Annotated in this window: 24 protein-coding genes; 14 read left to right on the top strand and 10 right to left on the bottom strand. The window is 38.3% G+C overall.

Annotated features, from left to right (window positions below):
- Positions 1 to 2: 2 nt before the first annotated feature.
- A complete protein-coding gene (gene pssA, locus ACRPLY_RS00770) occupies positions 3 to 494 on the bottom strand; it encodes a CDP-diacylglycerol--serine O-phosphatidyltransferase (protein WP_176521421.1) in 492 nt (163 codons plus the stop codon).
- Between the two features lie 170 nt (positions 495 to 664).
- Between pssA and ACRPLY_RS00775 the strand changes: the two genes are divergently transcribed.
- From ACRPLY_RS00775 to ACRPLY_RS00790, 4 genes are all read left to right on the top strand, one after another.
- The gene (locus ACRPLY_RS00775; RefSeq protein WP_034269240.1) at positions 665 to 1,072 is read left to right on the top strand and encodes a MarR family winged helix-turn-helix transcriptional regulator; all 408 of its coding nucleotides are present in this window, start codon (positions 665 to 667) and stop codon (positions 1,070 to 1,072) included.
- Positions 1,065 to 1,406, top strand: a complete 342-nt coding sequence (locus tag ACRPLY_RS00780) for a DUF3147 family protein (RefSeq protein WP_367077176.1) — start codon at positions 1,065 to 1,067, stop codon at positions 1,404 to 1,406. The genes ACRPLY_RS00775 and ACRPLY_RS00780 overlap by 8 nt, the downstream gene beginning before the upstream one ends.
- A 67-nt stretch (positions 1,407 to 1,473) precedes the next feature.
- Entirely contained in the window at positions 1,474 to 2,169 is a 696-nt protein-coding gene (locus ACRPLY_RS00785) for a hypothetical protein (RefSeq protein ID WP_063247882.1), read from the top strand.
- A gap of 141 nt (positions 2,170 to 2,310) precedes the next feature.
- Complete coding sequence (locus ACRPLY_RS00790) at positions 2,311 to 2,511, top strand: hypothetical protein (RefSeq protein ID WP_221834059.1); 201 nt, start codon at positions 2,311 to 2,313, stop codon at positions 2,509 to 2,511.
- Positions 2,512 to 2,665: 154 nt separating this feature from the next.
- On the opposite strand, the gene ACRPLY_RS00795 is transcribed toward ACRPLY_RS00790, so the two are convergent.
- The 3 genes from ACRPLY_RS00795 to ACRPLY_RS00805 form a co-directional block, all read right to left on the bottom strand.
- On the bottom strand, positions 2,666 to 2,797 hold the full coding sequence (locus tag ACRPLY_RS00795) for a hypothetical protein (protein ID WP_367077177.1): 132 nt from the start codon (positions 2,795 to 2,797) through the stop codon (positions 2,666 to 2,668).
- 92 nt (positions 2,798 to 2,889) lie between these two features.
- Positions 2,890 to 3,786 carry a hypothetical protein gene (locus ACRPLY_RS00800; protein WP_048019223.1) on the bottom strand — a complete coding sequence of 299 codons (897 nt, stop codon included), beginning with the start codon at positions 3,784 to 3,786 and terminating at the stop codon, positions 2,890 to 2,892.
- A gap of 147 nt (positions 3,787 to 3,933) precedes the next feature.
- Positions 3,934 to 4,407 (bottom strand): Hsp20/alpha crystallin family protein, encoded by a 474-nt coding sequence (locus tag ACRPLY_RS00805; protein ID WP_047750864.1) that lies wholly within the window; start codon positions 4,405 to 4,407, stop codon positions 3,934 to 3,936.
- Between the two features lie 70 nt (positions 4,408 to 4,477).
- Between ACRPLY_RS00805 and ACRPLY_RS00810 the strand changes: the two genes are divergently transcribed.
- The gene (locus ACRPLY_RS00810) at positions 4,478 to 4,717 is read left to right on the top strand and encodes a hypothetical protein (RefSeq protein ID WP_033579134.1); all 240 of its coding nucleotides are present in this window, start codon (positions 4,478 to 4,480) and stop codon (positions 4,715 to 4,717) included.
- Between the two features lie 125 nt (positions 4,718 to 4,842).
- On the opposite strand, the gene ACRPLY_RS00815 is transcribed toward ACRPLY_RS00810, so the two are convergent.
- Positions 4,843 to 5,076 carry a hypothetical protein gene (locus ACRPLY_RS00815; RefSeq protein ID WP_013057270.1) on the bottom strand — a complete coding sequence of 78 codons (234 nt, stop codon included), beginning with the start codon at positions 5,074 to 5,076 and terminating at the stop codon, positions 4,843 to 4,845.
- 12 nt (positions 5,077 to 5,088) lie between these two features.
- Positions 5,089 to 5,319 (bottom strand): hypothetical protein, encoded by a 231-nt coding sequence (locus tag ACRPLY_RS00820; RefSeq protein WP_098113037.1) that lies wholly within the window; start codon positions 5,317 to 5,319, stop codon positions 5,089 to 5,091.
- A gap of 184 nt (positions 5,320 to 5,503) precedes the next feature.
- On the opposite strand from ACRPLY_RS00820, the gene ACRPLY_RS00825 reads away from it, so the two are divergent.
- The 9 genes from ACRPLY_RS00825 (at position 5,504) to ACRPLY_RS00865 (ending at position 15,636) form a co-directional block, all read left to right on the top strand.
- Positions 5,504 to 6,508, top strand: a complete 1,005-nt coding sequence (locus ACRPLY_RS00825; RefSeq protein ID WP_099331062.1) for an XdhC family protein — start codon at positions 5,504 to 5,506, stop codon at positions 6,506 to 6,508.
- Positions 6,505 to 7,155 carry an NTP transferase domain-containing protein gene (locus tag ACRPLY_RS00830; protein ID WP_228123004.1) on the top strand — a complete coding sequence of 217 codons (651 nt, stop codon included), beginning with the start codon at positions 6,505 to 6,507 and terminating at the stop codon, positions 7,153 to 7,155. The genes ACRPLY_RS00825 and ACRPLY_RS00830 overlap by 4 nt, the downstream gene beginning before the upstream one ends.
- 18 nt (positions 7,156 to 7,173) lie before the next feature.
- Positions 7,174 to 9,504: a xanthine dehydrogenase family protein molybdopterin-binding subunit gene (locus tag ACRPLY_RS00835; protein ID WP_194273189.1), complete on the top strand. Its 2,331-nt coding sequence runs from the start codon at positions 7,174 to 7,176 to the stop codon at positions 9,502 to 9,504.
- Positions 9,491 to 10,324 (top strand): FAD binding domain-containing protein, encoded by an 834-nt coding sequence (locus tag ACRPLY_RS00840; RefSeq protein WP_155017290.1) that lies wholly within the window; start codon positions 9,491 to 9,493, stop codon positions 10,322 to 10,324. Before ACRPLY_RS00835 ends, ACRPLY_RS00840 begins: the two co-directional genes overlap by 14 nt.
- A gap of 1 nt (position 10,325) precedes the next feature.
- Positions 10,326 to 10,805, top strand: coding sequence for a (2Fe-2S)-binding protein (locus ACRPLY_RS00845; protein ID WP_063247888.1), 480 nt, complete (start codon positions 10,326 to 10,328; stop codon positions 10,803 to 10,805).
- Positions 10,806 to 10,876: 71 nt separating this feature from the next.
- Complete coding sequence (locus ACRPLY_RS00850) at positions 10,877 to 11,329, top strand: hypothetical protein (RefSeq protein WP_372454456.1); 453 nt, start codon at positions 10,877 to 10,879, stop codon at positions 11,327 to 11,329.
- A 420-nt stretch (positions 11,330 to 11,749) separates the two neighbouring features.
- Positions 11,750 to 13,384: an MrcB family domain-containing protein gene (locus ACRPLY_RS00855; RefSeq protein ID WP_098999387.1), complete on the top strand. Its 1,635-nt coding sequence runs from the start codon at positions 11,750 to 11,752 to the stop codon at positions 13,382 to 13,384.
- Complete coding sequence (locus ACRPLY_RS00860; protein WP_033579125.1) at positions 13,338 to 15,050, top strand: DUF2357 domain-containing protein; 1,713 nt, start codon at positions 13,338 to 13,340, stop codon at positions 15,048 to 15,050. Before ACRPLY_RS00855 ends, ACRPLY_RS00860 begins: the two co-directional genes overlap by 47 nt.
- Positions 15,051 to 15,237: 187 nt before the next feature.
- A complete protein-coding gene (locus ACRPLY_RS00865) occupies positions 15,238 to 15,636 on the top strand; it encodes a hypothetical protein (RefSeq protein ID WP_098999385.1) in 399 nt (132 codons plus the stop codon).
- A gap of 22 nt (positions 15,637 to 15,658) precedes the next feature.
- On the opposite strand, the gene ACRPLY_RS00870 is transcribed toward ACRPLY_RS00865, so the two are convergent.
- From ACRPLY_RS00870 to sspO, 4 genes are all read right to left on the bottom strand, one after another.
- On the bottom strand, positions 15,659 to 16,492 hold the full coding sequence (locus ACRPLY_RS00870; RefSeq protein ID WP_099331059.1) for a Ku protein: 834 nt from the start codon (positions 16,490 to 16,492) through the stop codon (positions 15,659 to 15,661).
- A gap of 150 nt (positions 16,493 to 16,642) precedes the next feature.
- Entirely contained in the window at positions 16,643 to 17,083 is a 441-nt protein-coding gene (locus ACRPLY_RS00875) for an Hsp20/alpha crystallin family protein (RefSeq protein ID WP_098113035.1), read from the bottom strand.
- Between the two features lie 151 nt (positions 17,084 to 17,234).
- A complete protein-coding gene (locus ACRPLY_RS00880; RefSeq protein WP_013057256.1) occupies positions 17,235 to 17,375 on the bottom strand; it encodes a small acid-soluble spore protein P in 141 nt (46 codons plus the stop codon).
- 212 nt (positions 17,376 to 17,587) lie between these two features.
- Positions 17,588 to 17,737 carry a small acid-soluble spore protein O gene (sspO, locus tag ACRPLY_RS00885; RefSeq protein ID WP_013083371.1) on the bottom strand — a complete coding sequence of 50 codons (150 nt, stop codon included), beginning with the start codon at positions 17,735 to 17,737 and terminating at the stop codon, positions 17,588 to 17,590.
- Positions 17,738 to 17,947 lie beyond the last annotated feature (210 nt).

A 17,947-nucleotide genomic window follows, 5' to 3' on the forward strand; every position in this document is an offset into this window, starting at 1 on the left:
ATCTAAATTTTCATGATCCGGATAGGACTCACCATCAAAATGGCTAAAATAATCATAAGATAAGGATTCACATAATAAAACATGCCGAGCAGTGCGATAATTAGAGCTGGAAAAGGAATAGGCAGCCCTATAAAATAACCTACGGTTGGATTTGCGCTAAATTTAGCTAATCTCAATGCACCCATGCTTGGATAAATCATAAAAGCGAGTACCGTTAGCCAAGAGTGGGGAGAAAGAGTATGAAATAGCATTGCAGGCGCTACGCCAAAGCTTATAATATCAGCCAAAGAATCTAGCTCTACACCAAACTCACTGTTAACTTTTAGCTTTCTGGCAATTTTGCCGTCAAATAAATCGAAAAAAGCGGCTAAAAAAATAAAAAGAGCAGCTAAGCGTTCGTAGCTGTTCATATTAAAGGCTATGGAAAATACGCCGCTTAGCAAATTTCCAATCGTAAAGAGATTCGGAACCCATTTTAACAGTCGAAGCATCAATGTCATACAACCGCCTTTCACAGTGTGTACAATTAGTGTAACTGTTAAATCGTATTATTATGTGAGATGCAAGATAAAAAGAAAGGAGTATTGAAAACTGGCTGTCGTTTCTGTAATATATATCGTATAATACGATAATAACTAAAAATACGATATAAAGGAGCAGGATCATGAAAGTAGAGGAGTTAAACAGCTATTGGACGTCTATTTATTATCATTTGCACTATACGCATCAAGAGAAAATTACGCACCAAACCATACGTCTTTTGCAGCATATCGACAAATCATCTTCGGTTGGAATAAGAGAAATCGCAGATTATTTAACTATTTCACATAATACGGCATCTGAACATGTAAAGAGAAGCATCGAGAAAGGATATGTGTATAAAAATAGAGATATACAGGATGAAAGAAAAGTAATTCTGCATTTAACAGAAGCAGGAAAAGACATCTTAAAACGGAATTCAAGCTTGGATGAAGAAAAAGTATCAGCTATTTTACGCGAAATGACAGCATCTGAAAAACAGCTGATTCAACAGGCTTTTCAGTTATTGAGCGAGCGTGCAGAACATGTATAGTATCATCAAAATTTTAATGTCGGCTCTTATTATTGCAGGGGTAACAGAAATGGCCAAAAGATTTCCGGCATACGGTGGAATCGTGGCTGCTCTTCCAATTGTGAGCTTACTAAGTATTATATGGTTGTCAGTGCAAGGAGAAAAAAAGGAAGTGGTCAGTCAGTTTACACTTGGCGTTCTTTATGGACTCCCAGGCACTATTTTATTACTTGCTGTCATCTATATTTGTGTAAAAAACTCCCTTCATTTGTTTGTGAGTTTATCCATAGGAGTTATGTGTTGGGCCTTGTTTTTAGTGCTTCAAAAGATGGTGATTAACCTAATTACTACATAAACTATTGGAATTTAATCCAATTTTCTGTAAAATAAAGGTCTAAGTAAAAGATAGGAGCTGAGTAGAGTTGAGTTTAGCAGAGAAAAAGTTAGGAATTGACCGAGTTGTTTTTATCGGCAGAACGTTTGAAGAGTATAGAGCTATGTTTAATTTGAATGACAAGCGTTTAAAAGGAAAAAAAGTGTTAGATTGTGCTAGCGGAGCCTGTTCTTTTACTGCTCATGCTTTGCAGCAAGGTGCGGCGGCTACTAGCTGTGATATTGCCTATAAATTTACGGCAGAAGAGCTTGAAAAGAAGGGAAGCCTGGATTTAATTCATACGATGAATCAAATGCAGCACGTACAGGAGCAATATGTGTGGAAATATTTTTCATCTATTGATAATTTAACTGAACATCGAAAAAGAGCATTAAAAGATTGTATTGCTCATATGAAAAAGAGCCCCGAAGCCTATCAGTACGGAGCGCTTCCTAATTTGCCGTTTCAAAAGAACGAGTTTGATTTAACGCTTTGTGCAAACTTTTTATTTATGTACAGCGACCGGTTAGATTATACGTTTCATTTAGAGGCTTTAAAAGAACTGATACGCGTTACAAAAGAGGAAGTGCGCTTGTTTCCTTTAACGGACCTGAGCGGCAAGATTTCTACCTATTTGCCGCAGCTTTTAGAAGAGATTGCGCCTCTAGTAAAAGGAACAGAAATAGCAGATGTCCCGTATGAATTTCAAAAAGGTGCCAATCAAATGCTGAAAATATATGTATAACAAATGTAATGAAGAAGCTGAGGAAAAAGTATTTTAGCTCAAGTGAAAAACGAACCCTTGATCAAACATGTTAATCAAGGGTTCGTTTTTTTCTTTTGTTAGGGTGAACGTATGTTTCATCTGCGCCATTCCTTTTAGCAGTTGATTGGAGGGCAAGGCGAAGACTCCTGCGGGAAAAGCGGAACAGGTGAGACCCCGCAGGAGCGGAAGCGACGAGGAGGCTCACCGGCCGCCCGCGGAAAGCGAAGCCTTACATGGAAATCAACTGCGGCGTCACAAGCGGTTCAGCTCATGCATCCCATTTGTTCGTTTTTAGATTGGATTCATTTCGTCATGTCTTAACCTCTTTTAACATTCAAACGTTTTTTAGCAGTTTGAGTATGCTTCGTTATGGTTTCAGATCCAAGCGCTTTAGCTAAGCCGAACGAAGGCATATTCACATATACTGATTCGTAATTCCATAAACAGGATATTATTCAATAAAAAAACGCGAGAGTTATGCACTCTCGCGTCTAAAAAAAGGTTTGTATTGCTGAACCATCATTTGCGAAGCAGCAATAAATAAAAAGATAAAGCCTCCACACATTAGCAACATGACAGCACTTATTCTCCATAAAAGCTTTGGCATCAGCATATCTCCTTTTTTGAAGTTATTACCTATAGTGTAAAGAATAGCTTGCAAAAATTCTAGTCATAACTAAATATAATTTTATAACTTTTTTAGACTGACTCTTCCTTTGGATCATCTTCATCAAAAATAGGAACTTCTGTATACGCTTCTTCTTTTTCGAAAGCGGAAGAAGAATTCTCTTTATCCTCTTGTGCAGGCTTCGGTTTACCAGAAGAAATATCTGATTTAGCGTTTTTTAACTCTTCCATATCTTTTTGGATTTGGTCCGTGAAGTCCTTTGGTATAGCTCCGCTTCCGTATGTAGCTCCGATGTTTAAAGCACCTCCGAGCTCCTTAATGCCCACTTGGCCAATATTGTTGTTTTGTTCGTATTTATCAAGAAAAAATTTATCAATATGAATAGGCGGAGGAGCATTTTCTAAAAGTGCCGCTTTTTGATGAATCAATCTTACTTCTTCTTGAAGAGAAGACGTTCGTTTTAGCATGTCCACCTGTACTTCAGTTAAAAGCGACATGCTTCGCTCTAATGCTGAAACTCTGTTATCTAGTTCGGTCATTTTTTCGAGATAAGGAGCCATTTGTTTCTCTACAGATTGTTCTACTAAGCTAGCTATATCCGGATAAGGCACAGCTTCTTTCTTTTTATCGCGAGGGTTTTGCGTGGAGATGATTTGTTCCAATTGCGCTACTTTTTCTTTTAAAAAATGAAGCTGCCTAGCAGTCTCTTGCATGTCTTTTGTATATGATTGTTCAGTGTTTTTGTGAGCATCTCTTTGTGAAGATGAAGAATCGTTGGAAAGCACTGGCTGAGCCTCCAGCTTTTTTTTGAACATTATGAGAGAACCCATTTGCGGTTCGAGTTTTAAAAAACGGTTCATGTGAACTTCAAGCGTGTTAATACGCTTGATTTGATGTTTGAAGTCCGCTAGCTCAGTTTGAAGATGTTGGTTAGTCTGTTTGGGGTTGAAAAATCCTTTCATAGACATTTCGCTTCTCCTCATCTTGGGCTTATTTCCTCTGTAATCACAGTTAGATAAATACATATTGATTCAGTTTGGGAGTTAATATTAAATTTTTTGCATTTATAAATACTTATGTGCAGCATTACATTTCATTCGTAAAACTACTAAACCTTATTCAATATGAATACGCTCTTCTTGAAAAAACTGCCTGTGATAAGAAAGAATAAGCAGTCCATTTTCAAATTTTGCACGCAGATGATGCGCATCTGTAGGCTCAGGCAATTCGATAATTCGGTTGAAATCTCCAGAAGGTCGTTCTTGTACAACAGGCTGCCCTGTAATGAGAGGGTGGGGCGAGCCTTTTAATAGAAGCCGGCTGCCTGAAACAGAAACGTGCAAGTTTTCTTTTAGATAACCAGGCAGGTCAGCGATAACAATGATCTCGTGAGGAGTAACATAAATGTCGATAGGTGGAAAATTACTTCTAGGAGGTTGAGGAGCCTGATGCGAATCCTGAGCAGTCATATCCATATTTTCTTTCATAAATTCGTTAAAAGCAGTTTGATCAAAAACACCGTTCCAAAAGTCGTTTGTTTGATATTTTTTAGCGAATTCCATCCACTGCATAAGTTTATCAAAGTCCATATGGTTTCCTCCTTACCACACATCATAAAAAGATGGAATTTGAATATAGTTTGAAAAGGGGGTGGTTTAAATGTCAGGTGCATCTATAAATATTAATATTTTAATGCTAAAGATAAATTCCTTTGAAAATGCGTCTGCGGTAAATATCGGACAGAATTTACTAGCAGACTGGAATAATTCAGATAAAAAAACACAGGGGTTTGGGCAAAATTTCGGTGATGATAGCGGGTTTATAGGAACGAGAAGCTGTGTTGATGATCGTGATCAAATTGATAGCCCATCGTCTTTTCAAAAAGTACCCATTTCATAGAAAGAGCCTAATAAATATAGCCAGTTCAGACGCAGGTTATATTTATTAGGCATCAGGTTGAATACTAGTAGACGAATAGATGAAGGTATGCTGCTAGTCATGCTCGTTAGAGGCGGTGTAGAAGCTTAAATTACGCTGTTTTTAACTGAGTTTGAATCGTTTACATCTGAATCTATAATCCATGAGAACGGAGTTACGTTTGGAGAAAAATCTCCGTTTGATTCTCCTAGTCCTTGATTACGTTTATAAGATACGAACACGTCAAGCTGCTGATTAGGTCCTATGCTTAAAACGGATGAATTATCCAGAACGTTCACTTTGAAGGCTTGTAAGTTAATGACCATAGGTGAAAAAATCATATGGTTTCCTCCTTATTTATCATTTTTTGTTGCAAATGCATCCACATAATCATTATCTACAGTTTTGTAAGCAGATTCTGCTGAAAAACATTGATCAGCGAGCTGCTGTCCGAAGGCCTGATTTTTCTTTGCTGTTACATACCTTGTAACTTTTAACGTATTTCCAATAGAAATACTGCTTGCTTGATCAGCACTGCGAACGTTCAATTTTCCTAGGTTGATTTTTGTTGAGTCAAATAGCATACTATTCTCCTTTCAAACGACAGTTCTTCTAAGTCTTTAAAAGCTTATTGTAACTTCGGTGAAAATATGAATAATACATGGATTCATTCCAAGAGCAGAAGTAGTCTACTGTAGCGTATTTTAGTTCTCCACAAAACGTGAAAAGATTTTAAAAAATCAGTAGTAAAAGGAGGAGATAATAAAAATGCATGACATTTTACATGCTGTAGAAAGATTAACAGTAAAAAGCGTGTTGGCAACGATTATTCATGTAGAAGGATCCTCTTATTTAAAGGAAGGAACGTCCATGCTGTTTCAAGAAAACGGGGAGAATATTGGGATGTTAAGCGCTGGTTGTGTAGAAGCAGATCTTGCTGAGCGCGTAAAAGAGTTGTTCCACACAGAACATGTATTAACCGTTACGTATAATTTAAAAGAAGAAGGTGATGCAGGGTGGGGACAAGGAGCAGGCTGCAATGGAATCCTCTATATTCTCCTAGAGCCCGTAACTGCGAGGATGAAGCAAAACCTTTTGCGGGTAAAACGTCAGTTAGATAACCGAAATCCTGTTTTACATATTAAAAAATTAGAAAAAGACTTTATTCAAACAACTTCTTTTTATGTAGAAAAGACGGGCGAAACATTTGGTGCAAATAGCGACCAATCATCTTTTGCAACAGATGATTGGAATGGGAAAAAGAGCGGTATTCAACTTTCAAATTGCTCTCTGCTCACATATGCTCATCTATATAAACCGAAGCCTCGTCTAATTATATGGGGGGCAGGTACCGATGCAAAATATTTAGTATCACTTGCTGCCAATACGGGTTTTCTTGTTACCTTATGCGACTGGAGACCAGCTTTATGTAATAAGGAACATTTTCCGCTAGCAGAGGAAATACATATTGGATTCCCAGAGGAAGTAGACAAACAATTGTCCGTTCAGAGCGATAATTTTGTTGTGATCATGACGCATAATTTTTATCGCGATCAAGAAATTCTCTCCCTATTAAAATCAAAACCTGTAAAGTATATAGGAGTTTTAGGATCTAAAAAGCGAACGCTTCGATTATTGAATACTGATATTCCTTCCCATATTCATTCCCCGGTGGGACTTTCTATAGGAGCGGTAGGACCGCAGGAAATTGCCGTTAGTATTCTTGCTGAATTAATTCAAAACCTCCGAATGTATGATGAAAAAAAGGTGTGAAAATATCCGGATTAAATATTGTTGCTGTTTATCTTGCCGCGGGAGCTAGTAAAAGGATGGGCACCAATAAGCTGCTGCTGCCTTTAGGGAATGGATGTTTAGGGAGTAAAGCTTTACGAAAAGCGGTTTGTTCAAAAGTAAATCATACGATAGTAGTCACAAAGAAAGGAGATTCTCTTGAGTGGATTGACCCTATTCTTTTTTCAAAAGCATATCAGCAGAAGTGGAGTCATACTTCTTGTAGTAGCGCCTTAAAAGGTCAGTCTGCGTCTTTAAAGTGCGGATTAAAAAAAGCAAAAGAATTAAGCGCTGATGCTATTATTGTGCTGCTGGCAGATCAGCCTCTTATAAGTATCGTTCTGATAGATACATTTGTTTCTCTGTTTGAAAAACATTTTTCCGTTCCGTTTATTTCATCTTTTTATCAAGGAATTGCCAGAGCGCCGGTTTTATTTTCAAAACAAATGTTTTCAAGCTTGGATAAGCTCCAAGGAGATCAAGGAGCAAGAAAAATTATAAGGCAAAACGGACCTGGAAATGGAATGTTTTATGAATGTACCGACGCTTCCTTTTTTATGGATGTTGATACAAAACAAGCGTATGAAAGCATTAAAAAGATATATAAAGAGAAATGTAGACGGGTTTGATTGATGGAGGTGAAAAGAGTGGATGTTATTGGGAAAAGCGTGATTCGAAAAGATGCGTTAGAAAAAGTGACGGGAACAGCTCGGTACACGAATGATTACAGTTTTAAAGGTTCCCTTCACGCCAAAATAGTAGTCAGTCCTTACGCTCATGCAAGAATTCAAGCAATAGACATTCAAGCAGCGATCGCTACTCCCGGTGTTCATGCAGTTGTGACGGGTGAGCATTTGCCGTTAACCGGAGAGGGAGTTCGTGACCGGCGACCGCTTGCGTTTGAAAAAGTGCGGTATCACGGAGAAGCCGTAGTCCTTATAGTAGCAGAGACTCCTGCACTCGCTGAGCGTGCGGCGAGTGCTGTCCATATTCAATATGAGCCGTTACCTGTCGTTCATTCTCCTAGCGCCGCTATTGAGCCGGATTCTCCTTTAGTGCATGAACATATGCACATCTACAAGCATGATGAAACGGTGTATCCAGAGCCCGGCACCAACGTAGCAAACAGAGTCAAAATACGAAAAGGCAATATGGAAGAAGGTTGGCAAAAAAGTGAGTTAATAGTTGAAGAAACGTTTTCTCTATCTCCTTCAGATCACGCGGCAATGGAAACAAGAAGTGCCGCTGCTGAAATTCTTCCGAATGGATTAGTTAAAATTATCACTTCTTCTCAAGCTCCTTTTATGGTGAAAAAATTAATCAGTGAGTACTTTGAAATTGAAGCGGGAAAAGTGATCGTTGAAACACCGCTAGTAGGAGGAGGCTACGGAGGAAAAGCAGCTGTCCAGCTGGAGTTGCTTGCATATATAGCTTCAAAAGCTGTTGGTGGAAGACTGGTTAAAATATTAAATACAAGAGAAGAAGATATGCTCACTTCGCCTGCTCACATAGGTCTAGATGCCAAAATCAAGTTAGGTTGTTCTAAAGAGGGACTCTTGCAGGCTGCTGACATTCTTTATTTGTTTGACAGCGGTGCTTATGCAGATAAAGGAACGGACCTGAGTAAAGCTGCAGCAGCTGACTGTACAGGACCTTATCGTCTTGAACATATTTTTTGTGATTCATTATGTGTATATACAAATCACCCTTACGCTTCTCCTTTTCGAGGATTCAGCCACTCAGAACTATTATTTGCGTTCGAGCGCACGATGGACATCCTTGCTAAAAAAGCAGGTATAGATCCTTTGGAGTTTAGAGAAAAAAATGCTATTTTGCCGGGCGATACTACGCCTACGCAAGTACGTTTAACGTCTAGCAGCGTGGGTAACTTACCAGAATGTATTCGTCGCTTGAAGCAGCTGATCAAATGGGAGGAAGGACAGAGAACGGTGCATGAAAACGGCCTTATTACTGCTAAGGGGATTAGCTGCGTCTGGAAAACCTCTACCATTGAAACAAACGCAGGTTCCGGTGTTATTCTAACATTCAATCCGGATGGAAGCGTGAATTTAATGTCTGGCGTTATTGAATTAGGCACGGGAACGAAAACCGTGCTCGCGCAAATACTGGCTGAAAAATTGCAGATGCGCGTGGAACGCATTCATGTGCGAATGGAAGTAGATACTCAAACGACTCCTGAACATTGGAAAACGGTGGCTAGCAGAGGCACTTTTATGGCAGGAAGAGCGGTTTTAGAAGCCGCTGAAGATGTGATTAATCAATTAAAAAAGATAGCTTCTTGTATATTTCGAGCTTCTGAGGAAGATATCGAAATAAAAAATGAAAAAGTTTTTTTACGGGATGAGCCTGAAACATCCTTGGCCTTTAAAGAAATTGTATATGGCTATAAATATCCGAACGGAAATGCAATTGGAGGGCAAATTATAGGGAGAGGCAACTATATTTTAAGAGGGATGACCTACTTGGATAAAGAAACGGGAGCTGGGCGTCCGGGGCCTGAATGGACGGTAGCAGCTGAAGGAGTTGAAGTGGAATATAATCCTAGAACGTATAGGTATCGTATTGTAAAAGCTGTCTCTGTTATTGATATAGGAACCGTGCTAAACGAGAAAATGGCACGCGGGCAAGTCATGGGTGCGATGAGTATGGGGCTATCGTTTGCAGGCAGAGAAACATTTTGGTTTGATTCAAATGGCCGTATTTTAAATCCTCAGCTTCGGAAATATCGTCCTCTTCGCTACGGAGAGCATCCGGAGTACGTAGTAGATTTTATTCATACGCCTCAATTAGATGCGGCGTACGGAGCTAGAGGAGTCGGAGAACACGGGCTGCTTGGTATGCCGGCTTCTTTAGGAAACAGCTTAACGGTGGCGGCAGAAACAGAATTAAACCAACTTCCGCTTATTCCAGAATTGATTTGGAGAATGAAAGAAGGGAATGCTGATGATTTCATTTGACTTTGAATATCACAAACCTGGAACTGTTTCAGAAGCAGTTGCCTTGTTTCAAGAGTTAGAGAATCAAGGCAAACAGCCGCGGTATTATGCTGGCGGTACCGAAATTCTGACATTAGGCAGATTGGGTTTGTTTGTTACCCATGCTGTTATTGATATAAAAAATATACCTGAATTTCAACAAACCGAAGCTAATGAAGATTGGATGATTTTTGGTGCAGGAGTAACGTTAACTGAACTGGAAGATAAAAATTTGTTTCCTTTATTAAGTAAGTCTGCTAGCGAAGTGGCTGATCACACGGCTCGAAATAAAATAACGCTAGGAGGAAATATTTGTGGGCATATTTTTTATCGAGAAGCGGTATTGCCGCTGCTTTTAACAGATAGTCAACTTGCAGTGGCAGGTCCGGCTGGAACCAATATCTATTCGATTCACGCCCTTTTTAACCGGCGTTTGCAGCTGGAAAACGGAGAACTTCTTGTTCAGGTGTTTGTTGAAAAGAAGTACGCTGCCCTGCCATATATGAGTATAAAAGAACGCCAGCAGTGGGATACAGGATATCCATTAGTGACAATAGCAGCGTTAAAAATAGAAGGAGCCATTCGAGTAGCTTTCAGCGGAGTCTGTTCGTTTCCTTTTCGCTCAGCAGAAATAGAAGAAATGCTAAATCATAAAGAAACGCCATTAGAAGCTCGAATTCAAAATGCTCTTGATTATATACCGGCTCCAATTTTAAATGATGGGGAAGGGTCGAATCGCTATCGCAAATTTGTGATTAAAAATTTATTGTTTGATATTTTCACAGAGCTGGGGGGAACGTAACATGCTAAAAGATGAACGGTATAGAATAACAATTAAGCTAAAGGTTAATGGTGAAGAAAAAATGGTTGATATCCGAACAGCAGATACGTTGCTTTACGTATTAAGAGAAAAGCTGGGCCTTACCGGAGCAAAACCAGGCTGCTTAAACGGGGACTGCGGAGCTTGTACAGTAGGGATAAATCAGCGGCCAATGAAATCTTGCCTCATGTTAGCGGCAGAAACAGAAGAGAAAGAAATAATGACTATAGAAGGGCTGAAGAGTTCACCTATGCAAAAAGCTTTTATTGAACACTTTGCTTTTCAGTGCGGTTATTGCACATCGGGTTTTATCATGAATGCTCATTTGCTTTCCAAACACCATCCTTCAGGCAGTGACGATATTATAAAGGAGTGGCTTGCTTCCAATATATGCAGATGTACAGGGTATAAAGAAATTGAAGACGCAGTAAAATCTGTTTTACACTTTTCGGAGCGGGAGTGAGACGGGAAAAAGAAAAAATAGAATAACATTTACACGTGTTTAGAATAGTATGTGCTAAGGGTGTGGAGAATGTGGAATGGAAAAGCGGCTTTGACAAAGAAAGGGAACTGATCTTTGCCATTCAACGAAATCTGGATGTAGTAACAGCTATATTATTATTAACTGGCCAAATAACAATTATAGGCGTATTTGTGACACCCGGAGCTTTTCGTATTTCAGTAGGGGGACCTATTACAGGAACTAGCCGAATAGAAGGAAAGGACGGAGATGCGGGAATTAATATCATTATTGATATGATTGATGTGATTCTTGCGGCGTTGCTGCTTAATAACCAGATCAATGTGTCGGGCGCCTTTATTTCTTCTGGAAGGTTTACCATTAATGTAAGTGGACCTATTTTTGGCGTTCCTAAAACAGAACCTGCATTAAGTGAACTAAATCAATCCTCTCAGTTTTTTCATCGTACCGTATCAAAACATTTTTATGTAAATCCTGACTTAGTTGAAAAATTTACAAAGGACTGATTAAGATGTCATTAACGGATATACCTACAGTAAGACCTTCAGAGACGAGTATTTTTCTTATCGCGCTGCCGCTTATTATTTTTATTTTTTTCTTTACTCAGCCAAAAGCATCAGACATCAAATAATCATGTAGCATAATGGCGATTGTATCACTTTGTACAGAAGCTGCCTATTTTTCTGTTCGTATCATTACCTCTTCATTCATTAAGCCCCTAACGCTTTTCTTTTCGGTCATGTTTCATTAAAATGAACATAAACATATATGTAGAGAAAAGAATAATGTAGTGTTTTCTAACGTTATAAAATAGCTTACGATACGAAGAAAGCGTCTATAATAAAAGAAACGAAACTTTTGCGTGGTCAGCTGACGATGCTTTTTATTTTTACAAACTGCAGTGAAGGCAGAAAGGAGAGAATTCGATGAGTTTGCGCGATCGGCTGCTTTATGTAGCGGAACATTATAAACAAATGGGTGGAGACGTACTTGTAAAACATGAAATAGAAAATATGCTTACACGCCGGCTTCCGATTTCTCTTTATCGATTGGAGCATATAAATCGAGAAGAAATGCGTATATCGGGCCACCACGCTGAAACATTTCCTTACGTGACTCTTGCCAATAAGAATATAGAGAGTGATGTGATAGTAGCATATTTATTCAGTGAAGACGGTCAGCGCATTTACTTAGTCATGATGAAAGGAGATGCAGGGGAAGGAACTGATCTGAAAGACATTCGTTTTTTTACTCCTGAACATGCCCGCGTATTGAAAGATAATCATATTGTCATTGGTACAAGCATGGAAGCGAAAAGCTTTGAGGATAGAGTAGCTCTTTACCTTCCTTACAATATAGCAGACTTACCTAATAATGATCAGCTTCAAGATGATTTGCATTTACTGCTGAGTATGCATGAACAGTATATAAAAACATACGGAATGAGCAAAGAGATGATTGGCGATAAAGACGCCATCGTCCACATTCATGAGTATATTAAGAAATCTGGATTTACATACGAACGACAAGATATAGCCAACGCCTACTTTGCTTTAAAGACCAAGCCTTTTATTGTTTTATCAGGAATGAGCGGGACGGGAAAAACAAAGCTTGCGCAGCTCTTAGCAGATAGTATCGGTGCCACGATTGAAAATGGCAGACAAGTGCTTATTCCAGTTCGGCCCGATTGGCACGATAGTTCAGATTTATTAGGGTATATTGATTTAAGAGGAGATTTTCGCAGAGGATCGTTTCTGTCGATTATGCAGCAAGCCATTCAGCATCCAGCTTACACATATGTTGCCATATTGGATGAAATGAACTTAGCTCGAGTTGAACATTATTTTAGCGATATTTTAAGCGTGATGGAAAGCAGAAGCTGGTCAAAAGGGAAAATCAAAACAGCTCCGTTATTTCCTGGACATAAGATGTTCCGAGATATTTATTTGCCATCTAACCTTCTCATTATCGGTACCATTAATATGGATGAAACAACTCATGGGTTTAGTCAAAAGTTGTTAGATCGTACCAACACCATTGAGCTGAATAAGATTCAGCTAGATTCTTTTGATTTTTTAGATGAGAGAGATCCACCTCGGCACAGTATTGAAAATGTACAAATTCAAAGTCAATACGTTCACTTAAAAGATGCGTATGTTGAACATGCTGAGCTCATTCACGAAGTAACAAATGAACTGCTAACCGTCAACGAGATGCTTACAGAAGTCGATTTGCAAATAGGTTACCGCGTACGCGACGAAATATGCTTTTATCTAATTTACGCAGTGAAAAGCGGAGTGTTTACATTTGATCAGGCGTTTGATTTTCAGATATTGCAAAAAGTTTTGCCTCGTATTTCAGGAAGCGATGCTTACACATTTGACCTATTAAAAAATCTTTATTATTACTGTACAAATACGCTGCTCGATGATGAATTTGAGACAGCTGTTGTCAACGCAGACGGGATGAGATTTCCTAAAAGTGCACGCAAAATAATGGAGATGATGAGACGTTTTGAAGTATACGGATACACGTCATTTTGGATTAATACCGTACGTTGAAATTGAAACCGATACGTGTACGGTGGTTATAAAAGGAAAGAATAAGAAAAAAATAAAATCTGCAGAAGAAGTGATGTTTTTTTCTTGTACGGGAAAAGGAATCACACATGTAAAAGTACTAAATCAAACAAAAGGCATGATGACTTCCAAACCGCCGCTTGAGCCTTTATTTTTTGAAAATGAAACCTATCAAATTACAGTTGTTTCAAAAAATGAAACAAGTCTGTTTGTTAATCACGACTCAAAAGCAGTTGAACAAAGTTTTCAAACCGTAGGATTTCCCTACATTTTAACAGGAAATATAAGCTTTCAAAATGAGGTAGGGTATTCTACGTTTCATGTCTACAGTGAAATAGAAAAAGAGCTGTCTTTTACTCTTGAAATTTTCCCGTCAAAGATGAGCTACAAGACAGATTATGTACGCATGGTTGATGAAGTGAACGGATACATTCATGATTTGGCATACGATATGCTCCGTAAAACGTATATTGAAGCAAAATCGGTTTGGTCTAAACAAGCAACATGGACGGAATTTTATCATGTGCTCTCTCACTATATGAAACCCTTTCTTCATTCTGTTCGTCAGATTGAGAATCAGCCGTTTCAATCGGTAAAAGTTGAACATGAGCTCATGAGAGGAGATCAAATAAAAAAACAAGATAGCCAGGCTATATCATTTGTCCGAACACACCCTACCTATCTTGCATCTTCAAGCAGAGGAATTAAAATTAATCGGCATATAAAAGTAGTACCCACAAAAGCAATTGGCACAAGACATGTAGCTATCTATGATAATTTGGAAAATCAAAGTGTTAAATGGATGATGACGCAGCTGTATCACAAGCTAACTACACTAATTGACAAATTGATAGAAGATAGATATGTAAAAAAAGAAGCGGTGTCGGCTCTAGAAACCAATCATACCGAATTAAAAAGGCTGCTAAACAATGTGTTCTGGCAAAGAGTGAAGACCATACAAGTTTCAACTCTTCCTTCTACACTCCGTACGGCACCCCGCTACCGGGAAGCAAGCAGATACTTTATGTTCTTAACGCGAGGGTTGGCTCTTAACGGAGAGTTTTACCACCTTTCATTAAAAGATATCGCAACTCTCTATGAATACTGGACGTATGTTAGTCTTTTAAAGAAGTTGCAAATTTACGGCAAACGAATAGAACAAAACATCATGACAACGACAGAACAAGGGTTGAATGTCAGAGTGCAGGCCTCTTACCATCGTTTTCAGGTGGGAAAAGCAGAAGTAACGCTATGGTATCAAAAAGAATACCATCATACTCATACTGTTATCCAAAAGCCGGACTTGCTGCTTGAAGTAAAGCAAGGGGAGAAAAAAAGTGTATATCTTTTTGACGCTAAGTATCGTATCAAACCAAATCACGATACGCCCTCTCCTAGAGAAGAAGATATTAATACCATGCACCGTTACCGAGACGCTATTGTAGAGGAAAATGGAATAAAACCGGTACAAACAGCGGTTGTGCTGTTTCCAGGGAAAGCAGAAGGCTATAAGCAGCATCATTTTTATAAAAGTATTGAACGCGTTGGAGTGGGTGCGCTGCCTTTTTTGCCGGGAGAGGAAGGGCTAGTAGAAGAATTTATTAAAACTATTTGTACGGAAGAACCAAATCTTTTCAGCGCTGATTAGGTAAATAGGTAGAACGTGAACAAGCCCTTTTTTTATGCGTTGACATAGTGTTAAGTTTTTTATGTTTTGATGACATTTCGAGATTTTAGTTGTATTTTCCTGTTGAATTTTCTAGAATAGTAGAGAATAAAACCGTATCGAAAAGAAGTCGTATCATGTGCAGAGAACGTATCAGGAGGACAACGAAGTGAAAAAGATTCTACTATTCACGTTAGTAGCGCTATTGGCAACTTTTTTTATTGACAGGGTATACAGCGAACGCAACCAAGCGCAACTTCAGCAAACCGTAATTAATGAAATTAAAAAAACAAATCAAAGTAAAGAAGAAGCTTCCATCCTTGATTTTAATGAATTATGTGATTTTAGATGGGATAAAGTATATGTTTTTGGACCGGAAATGACCCGCAGTGAGGTAAATGAAAAGCTGGGCTTCAATTGGTCTGAAGCAAAAGCAAAAGGTATTGGAAAAGATAAAAAAGATAACTTTATTGTTTTTGTGGAAAATGATCAAGTAACGCAATATTTAAAAATACCGGCGTCATATGGAGCTATTGTTCCTAAGACTTCTGTTGCAAATGAAAGCTAACGAACTTCTTCGTTAGCTTTTTTTATGCTTTCTTTTTTAAGGATGACGTTTTTTTCTCTGCTGTTGATTTTGTCGGCTGTAAAGTAGAAGGATCTATGCTCACCTTTAAAATTTCCATTAAATGTCGAATATCTCGTTCTTCGCTTCCGCTTACTTTTGTAACTTCGCCTTGATTTATTTTTTGTTGAATGACGCTTTGTAAGGCATCTCGGTAGTTGTTTTTGTAAATAGATGGATTAAAAGAAGTAGATAGCTTATCAATTAATTCCACCGTCACTTGTGTATCACTTTCATTAACAGAAGAAGTAGTAGATAAGTTAGGCACATCTGTGACTGAACGAAGTTCTTCTTCAAAATGCATCGTGTGAAGAACGAGAGAGCCGCCCACGGAACGAATAATGGCGATTTGCTGTTTGGAATATAAAAATACATTGGCAATACCGACTTTATTCGTTATTTCAAGTGCATTTAATAACGTATAATAAGCTTTTAGGCTCGTTTCTTCAGGAGAAATATAGTAGGGCTTATCAAAAAACAGGGGATCAATGTCATCTAACGAAACAAAGTGCAACAATTCAACAGCTTTGTTTGCTGCAAAGGGCTCTTTGACAAGGTCAATTTCCTGTTGTGAAAGTACAACAAACTGACCGGTCGCGGTTTCGTATCCTTTAACCAGTTCATCGGATTCTACTTCTCGTCCACACGTTTGGCAATGTTTTTCTTGATGAATGGGTGTATGGCAAACGGAGTGCAGTGTGCGCAGCTTTACATCTTTTTCTTCAATTGCTCCGTGCAGTTTAATAGGGATGTCAATTAATCCAAAGCTGATTTTACCTTTCCAAGCAGTATGAAGCATAAATGTTCTCCTTTTACTCTTTTTTAGTAGTGTGCCGTAAAACAAATGAGATATCCAATTGTTTTGAAAAGGAAAACTTTCTAAAAAAACTATGTGCTAAATAAACAATTAAATAGTTCCAATAAAGCTGCAGAGACAACATCTGCAGCTTTATTGGAACTCAATAGGGACTATTTGCTGATTAGATTCATTTGTCTCATGTTTGGAAATCGTAATTTCAAGGATTTCGTTACTAAATGTAGCGGTAATCTTTTTATTCAACAATGAAAATGGAAAGTCAATTGTACGTTCAACGCTTTCTTCCATTTGTTCTCTTGCAAGCGTTCCTTGCTTTTCATCATGAAATTCTCTAAGGCAGTATTTCTTGGCTGTCAGCTGTAAGTGGTCAGCTTGTATCTGAACGATAATATCCTTAGGGTGATACCCTAATAATTCAGCTTCGACAATAAATGATTGTTCTGTTTCAAATAAATCTATACGAACGGAATCATAATCTAAATAACTCATAAAGGGATTTGAAAGCATGACTTCTAACAAATCTTGAAAGCCTTTTACAAACATTTGGTCTGCTGGCAGACGCTTGTTTTTCATTTCTGCGTTCCTCCATTATTTAAACTGTTCACTTTACTATCATATGCGCGTTTATGTACTTAGTGAACTCCTGTGCAAAGAATAAGCTTGAAGTACTAGCTGCCTTTTCTATGCATAAAAAAGCAAGCTCTGTAGAGAGCTTGCCGCTGTTTTACATATCATGTCCGCTATTGTGTTTTTGGCGAGAATGCTTACGGTTCTTTACTTTATGAGATCCGCTTAGCGGTTCGGGCTGTCCAGAATTGCTTTTTGGCGCATTTCTTCTGATGTCTTTGCTGCTGTTTTTGTTCATAGTTAAACCCTCCCTTTCATTTATTAGGGTGGGATAGTGACAGGGGATTTATCCGATGAAAAATTCCCCTTTCTAAAAATAGGTTTAGCAAAAACAGGAAATGGGAACAGAAAAAAAGCGCCATATATAATGACGCCTTCTCGTTAGATTTCATGGAGTTAAACGATTTTGCTTTTCTAACTAGTGATTAGTATATCCAATAAGAGAGTGTTTTATTGATTTTTTTTGCGTTTTTTATTATTTTGTTTCTGTTGTTCGGTTAATGGTTCATTTGAAAATTCTTCATTATAACCCGCTCCTTTTCCTTGAGCGCTAGCCGCGTTAGCTCCAGGAATGACGTGGTTTGACTTGCGTTTAGCCATGTTGAATCACCTCCGTTTCTAGCATGCGTAAAAATCAATGAAATATGAATTATTAGAAAAATAAAAGGCAGATGGAAAAAGGTTATAAGTGAAACTTATGTTAATTAATAACATTCTTTTTATTTACTTATGTATAATATTATATTAAGATAGATGGTGAAGGGAATAGAGGATGGGGTAAGTAAATCCTTTATACATAGAATTTTAAGG

The organism is Priestia sp. TGN 0903 (assembly GCF_050846855.1).
Taxonomy (GTDB): Bacteria; Bacillota; Bacilli; order Bacillales; family Bacillaceae_H; genus Priestia; species Priestia zanthoxyli.